Source organism: Rhizobium sp. P1_E1 (assembly GCF_056406015.1).
In genome coordinates this window covers 1-5282 of record NZ_JBFUAY010000270.1, presented here as the reverse complement: position 1 = coordinate 5282, position 5282 = coordinate 1, and the positions used below count along the sequence as shown (strand labels likewise).

Annotated in this window: 5 protein-coding genes; all 5 read left to right on the top strand. The window is 58.7% G+C overall.

Going from position 1 to position 5282, the window contains the following annotated elements:
* Positions 1–95: 95 nt before the first annotated feature.
* On the top strand, positions 96–1100 hold the full coding sequence (locus tag AC1D1Z_RS33675; protein ID WP_018246419.1) for an ABC transporter permease: 1005 nt from the start codon (positions 96–98) through the stop codon (positions 1098–1100).
* 3 nt (positions 1101–1103) lie between these two features.
* Entirely contained in the window at positions 1104–1961 is an 858-nt protein-coding gene (locus AC1D1Z_RS33670; protein WP_018246418.1) for an ABC transporter permease, read from the top strand.
* A 1-nt stretch (position 1962) separates the two neighbouring features.
* Positions 1963–2952, top strand: a complete 990-nt coding sequence (locus AC1D1Z_RS33665) for an ABC transporter ATP-binding protein (RefSeq protein WP_018246417.1) — start codon at positions 1963–1965, stop codon at positions 2950–2952.
* A complete protein-coding gene (locus tag AC1D1Z_RS33660; RefSeq protein ID WP_018448473.1) occupies positions 2949–3761 on the top strand; it encodes an ABC transporter ATP-binding protein in 813 nt (270 codons plus the stop codon). Before AC1D1Z_RS33665 ends, AC1D1Z_RS33660 begins: the two co-directional genes overlap by 4 nt.
* Positions 3762–3885: 124 nt before the next feature.
* The coding region (locus tag AC1D1Z_RS33655; protein ID WP_477853161.1) for a diguanylate cyclase domain-containing protein at positions 3886–5282 on the top strand (1397 nt) is incomplete at its 3' end.

Genomic DNA, 5282 nt, shown 5'->3' with positions numbered 1-5282 from the left:
CGAGTGTTGCGCGCCGGCCCCCTATCGACGGGCATGTGGCATGTCCGTCGATCCTTTCCTGTCGATGAAGGGAACCAGAGAGGAACCACTGCCCTATGACGTCTTATCTGCTCTTTGTGCTGAAGCGGTTCGGTCAGTTTCTGCTCGTCGTATTTCTTGGCGTGACCATCACATTCTTCGTCACCCACCTGACCCCGATCGATCCGGTCGAAGAAAGCATAGGCGCCATCACGCAGATGGGGCAGTCCGATCCCAATGCGATCGAACTGATGCGCCAGTCGCTTCGCGAGCTTTACGGAATGGAGGGCTCGATCTGGCAGCAATACCTGCATTTCTGGCTTCGGCTTGCGACCGGTGATCTCGGTCCCTCGCTATCGGCTTTTCCCACACCCGTTTCCACTATCATCCTGCGGTCCCTGCCCTGGACCATCGGGCTGATGACGATGTCGACCCTGATCACTTTCGTGCTCGGCAATGCGATCGGCGCGCTCGCCGGCTATTACCGGAAGAATATGGTGATGAAGGCCGTCAGCCTCGTGTTCATCGCGCTGCTTCCCATTCCCTATTATATTCTCGCCTTCGTGCTTCTGATTGTGTTCGGCTATCTCTGGCCGGTGCTGCCGATCAATGGCGGCTACGAGATGAACGCCAATCTGGACCTCTCCTTCGCCCTGGTCCTCGATATACTGAAGCACTCCATCCTGCCGGCCTTTTCTCTCATCCTTGTGGGAACCGGCAGTTGGCTGATCGGGATGCGCGCCCTCGTATCCAACATCATCACCGAGGATTATGTCGTCTTCGCCGAACTCGGCGGCGTTCCCAAACGGAAAATTCTCCGCTCCTACATCTCCCGCAATGCCATGGTGCCGCAATTTACCGGGCTTGCCATGTCGCTCGGCGCGATCTTCAACGGCACGGTCATTACCGAAATCGTCTTCGGCTATCCGGGCATCGGCAACCTGCTGATCGAAGCGGTGCATGCCGGCGATTACAGCCTGGTGCTCGGCCTCAGTGCATTGTCGATCGTCGGCGTTGCCGCGGCCGTGTTCATCATCGACATTCTGAGCCCGCTGATCGATCCGCGTATCAAGGTGGAATAGAACATGTTTACGATCGTCCGCGACCTCGCACGCCAGAATATGGAATTCCTCTGCGGCCTGCTGCTCTTTGCCGTCATCGTCGGATTGATAGTCGTGTCCTATTTCTCGCCTTACGGCGCGACGGACATCTATCTTCTACCGCCCGATATGCCGCCCGACGGCGAATATTGGCTCGGCACGACATCGCGTGGCCAGGACGTTTTCTGGCAATTGACGACCGCCCTTCGCAACACCCTGTTTTTCGGCATCGGCGTCGCCTTCATTTCACGCATCATCTCGCTGGTCGTCGGCCTCGTCGCCGGTTATGCCGGCGGTGCGGTCGACCGGGTGCTGATGGCCATCAACGACAGCGTCATGGTCATCCCGCAATTTCCGCTGCTGATCCTTTTCTATTTCGTGCTGAAGGACAGCATGACCTGGACGGCGCTGATCGTCATCATGGCCTCGCTCGGCTGGTCCTATGACGCACGCCTCATCCGGTCGGTGGCGATCAGCCTGAAGACGAGATCCTTCACCACCCAGAGCGTCTATTCCGGCATGAGCATGCGCAAGATCCTCGTCGAGGAGCACCTGCCTTACGTTCTGCCGATCGTCTTTGCCACCACGATGAACAACATGATCTGGTCGATCGGCATGGAGATCACCCTGTCGGTGCTCGGCTTCACCGATATCGAGACGCCGACCATGGGCATGATGATCTATTGGGCCAATGCGCATTCGGCGCTGATATCAGGCATATGGTGGTGGGTGGCCGCCCCCGTCGCCGTCATCGTCGTCCTCTTCCTGGCGCTCTTCCTGCTGTCCATGTCGATGAACGAATACAATGATCCGCGCAGCCGGCTGAACCGGATGGGAAGTTAGTATGGATCCTTTGGTCGAAATTGAGAATCTGAAAGCCTATTACCGTGCCTTCCTCTACGGCGTCGATCGCGAGGTGCGCGCCGTCGACGATATCAGCCTGACGATCGCCCGCGGTGAGGTCTATGGCGTTGCCGGTGAATCGAGCAGCGGCAAGACGACCTTGATCAAAACCATTGCCGGCGCAATCCGGCCGCCGCTGAGGGTCGTGTCCGGGAAAGTGACATTCCATTTCGACGGCGGCACCCAGGATATCTACGCGATGAAGCCGGAAGAGCGCCTGGCGCTGCGCTGGCGGCATCTGTCCTATATCATGCAGGGCTCGATGAATGTGCTCAATCCGGTGCGCCGGATCCGTCACTCCTTCACCGATTTCGCCTTTCGCCACATGAAGGTCGGCAAGAGCGAGTTTTTCGAAAGGGTCGCCACCCATCTGCAGCGGCTGAAGCTGGATCCGCATCTGCTCGACGCCTACCCCCACGAACTGTCAGGCGGCATGCGCCAGCGCATGACCATTGCACTGGCGACGATCCTGACGCCGGAATTCATCATCGCCGACGAACCGACGACCGCGCTCGACGTGATCGTTCAGCGCGACGTGCTGTCGATGATCCGCGAAATCCAGCGAGAGATGGGCTCGTCCTTCCTGTTCGTTACCCATGATATGGGGGTTCACGCGACGGTCTCCGACCGCATCGGCATTGTCTATGCCGGGCGTCTTGTCGAGGAAGCGCCGACCGCCAAACTCTTCAACATGCCGCTCCACCCCTATACGCAGCACCTCGTCGGCAGCCTGCCGCGCATCGGCGATGCGACGGCCCGCCCTTCGCTGGAGGGTCGTCCGCCGAACCTCGCCATGCCGCCGGAAGGCTGCCGGTTTCACCCGCGCTGTCCGAAGCGCATGGAGATTTGCTCGCAGAAGGTTCCGCCGCTTGTCACCGTCGAGCCGCAGCGGCGCGTGGCGTGTTTTGCCGTTACGGGAGATCAGGTTTGAGTGCTCTTCTTAGCCTCTCGCATGTCACGAAAGTCTACCGCCAGGGCGGGATGCTCGGCCGGCGCCTGATCACGGCGGTCAAGGATGTCAGCTTCGAACTGGGAGAGGAGCCGGAGATCCTCTCGATCGTTGGCGAATCCGGCTCGGGAAAATCGACGATCGCGGCGATGATCCTCGGCCAAACCGAACCAACGGAAGGCGAGCTTCAATTCAGCGGCAGGACCGTCGCCATCCATAGCAGAGCCGAACGCAGGGCCTTCATGAAAGAGGTCCAGCCGGTTCTGCAGAACCCCTTCGAAGCCTTCAATCCGCTGAAACGTGTCGACCGTTATCTCTTCGAGACCGCCCGCAATTTTTCGTTCTCGGGAAAACGGCCGGACCGAGAGCAGGCGGAGCGGATGGCGGATGCCGCGCTCGTCCATGTCGGCCTGACCCTTGAAGAAGTGAAAGGCCGGTTTCCCCACGAATTGTCGGGCGGCCAGCTTCAGCGCGTTGCCATCGCCCGGGCGCTGATCCCGCAACCCCGCCTGCTGGTGGCCGATGAACCGGTATCCATGGTCGACGCATCGCTGCGCATGGCCATCGTCAATCTCTTCGGCCGCTTGAAAAACGAGCTAGGGCTCTCAATCGTCTACATCACCCACGACCTCGCCACCGCCTATTACATCAGCGACAACATCATCATCATGCGCAAAGGCGAAATCGTCGAGCGCGGACAGGCCCGTACCGTCTTGGACAACCCGCAGCATCCGTATTCGCGGGCACTCAAGGACGCGGTTCTGGCCGCCGACTTCAGCCCGGCGACGTAGGCGCTGCGGGGGATGGCGCAGCCAGGACGAATAGGCAGCTTTCCTTTATGAGGGTTGGCAGGTTTAGCGTTGCCTTAAAGAAACTGTGCAAGGATGAGGGCCTGTCATCCACGCCGGCAACCTGATGAAGTTTCGAAGAAATCTCGCGCGCTCCGTAATAAGCCATACCAGCGCATTCGCTCCCGCAATATTTGCGGCAATTATTGCAGCAATCGTCGTCTGGGTCGCAACGAACTGGCGGCTGGAGCGATCGCTGGCCGATGAACGCTCGATCGTTGCCGGCGAGCTTGCCACCATATCCTCCCGGCTTCAGACCAACCTCAACAGCAATGTGAAGCTGTTGCAGGGGCTGGCGGCCGGCATCGCAGTCAATCCAGAGATGGGCCAAAGCGGATTTTCCAAACTTGCCGCGCAGATCCTGCAGCCCGATTCACAATTGCGAAGCTTCGCCGCTGCGCCCGACATGGTGGTCAGGTGGGTTTATCCGGAGAAAGGAAACGAAARGGCCATCGGACTCGACTACCGAACCAATGAGAAGCAACGGGCTGCCGCGATGCTGGCGCGCAACACGCACAATATCGTTCTCACAGGCCCGGTGGAGCTTGTCCAAGGTGGAACCGCTTTTGTGGTCAGGTGCCCGATCTACATCAATGACGGAACAAGCCAGGCTTTTTGGGGCCTGCTTTCGGGAATAATAGACATACCAAAGCTCTACCAGGAAAGTGGCCTTGGTTCGACCGATCTTGAGATCGCCATCAGCACCGTACCGGAGCCGAATTCGCCCAAACAGGTTTTTTTCGGCAGCCTGGCAACCTTTTCCAGGAAACCGGTCCAGACATCCGTTGATATGGTTTATGGCCGATGGACCCTCGCCGCACTGCCAAAGCAGGGATGGGGCCAAAATAGCGGGATCGGCACTTTTGAGTTCTACGCGAGCCTGTTGGCATTATGTGTCGTTGCGCCGATTGTCTGGATCGGTTTTCTGACCAAATCACGCCAAAGAACGATCGAAAAGCTTCGCCTTCACAAGAAAAAGCTCGTTCGAGCACGACAGAGGCTGGAGTACCTGTCATTGCATGACGCATTGACGGGGCTTCCCAATCGACGATTTGTCGACCAGATGATCTCGCAACCGCCGAGACCCCATCCACAAGATTGTCTGATACTCATTCATATCGACCTCGATCGATTTAAAGAGATCAACGACACGAAAGGGCATGCCGGCGGTGACGCGGTCTTGCAAGCAACGGCTTCGCGCCTTGCCGATTTGGCTGGTCCAAACGATGTAGCGGCTCGGATCGGTGGCGATGAGTTCATCTTCGCCAGCTGGAGTGCCGATCCGGAGCCGAAGGCAAACGCATTGGCCCGGCAAATTGTCGATACCCTCGARCAACCCCTCTTCATTGACGGTGCGCCGTGTGTTGTCGGTGCAAGCGTCGGCGTCGCCTGGGAGACTCAAGGTGCTCTCGGGCGGGACCTCGGCCAATTGCTTCTCGATGCCGATTTGGCTCTGTACGAGGC

Bases quoted from the DNA above. Each gene is read 5' to 3' on its own strand.
- AC1D1Z_RS33675 (WP_018246419.1), top strand. From the start codon at position 96: ATGACGTCTTATCTGCTCTTTGTGCTGAAGCGGTTCGGTCAGTTTCTG.
- AC1D1Z_RS33670 (WP_018246418.1), top strand. From the start codon at position 1,104: ATGTTTACGATCGTCCGCGACCTCGCACGCCAGAATATGGAATTCCTC.
- AC1D1Z_RS33665 (WP_018246417.1), top strand. From the start codon at position 1,963: ATGGATCCTTTGGTCGAAATTGAGAATCTGAAAGCCTATTACCGTGCC.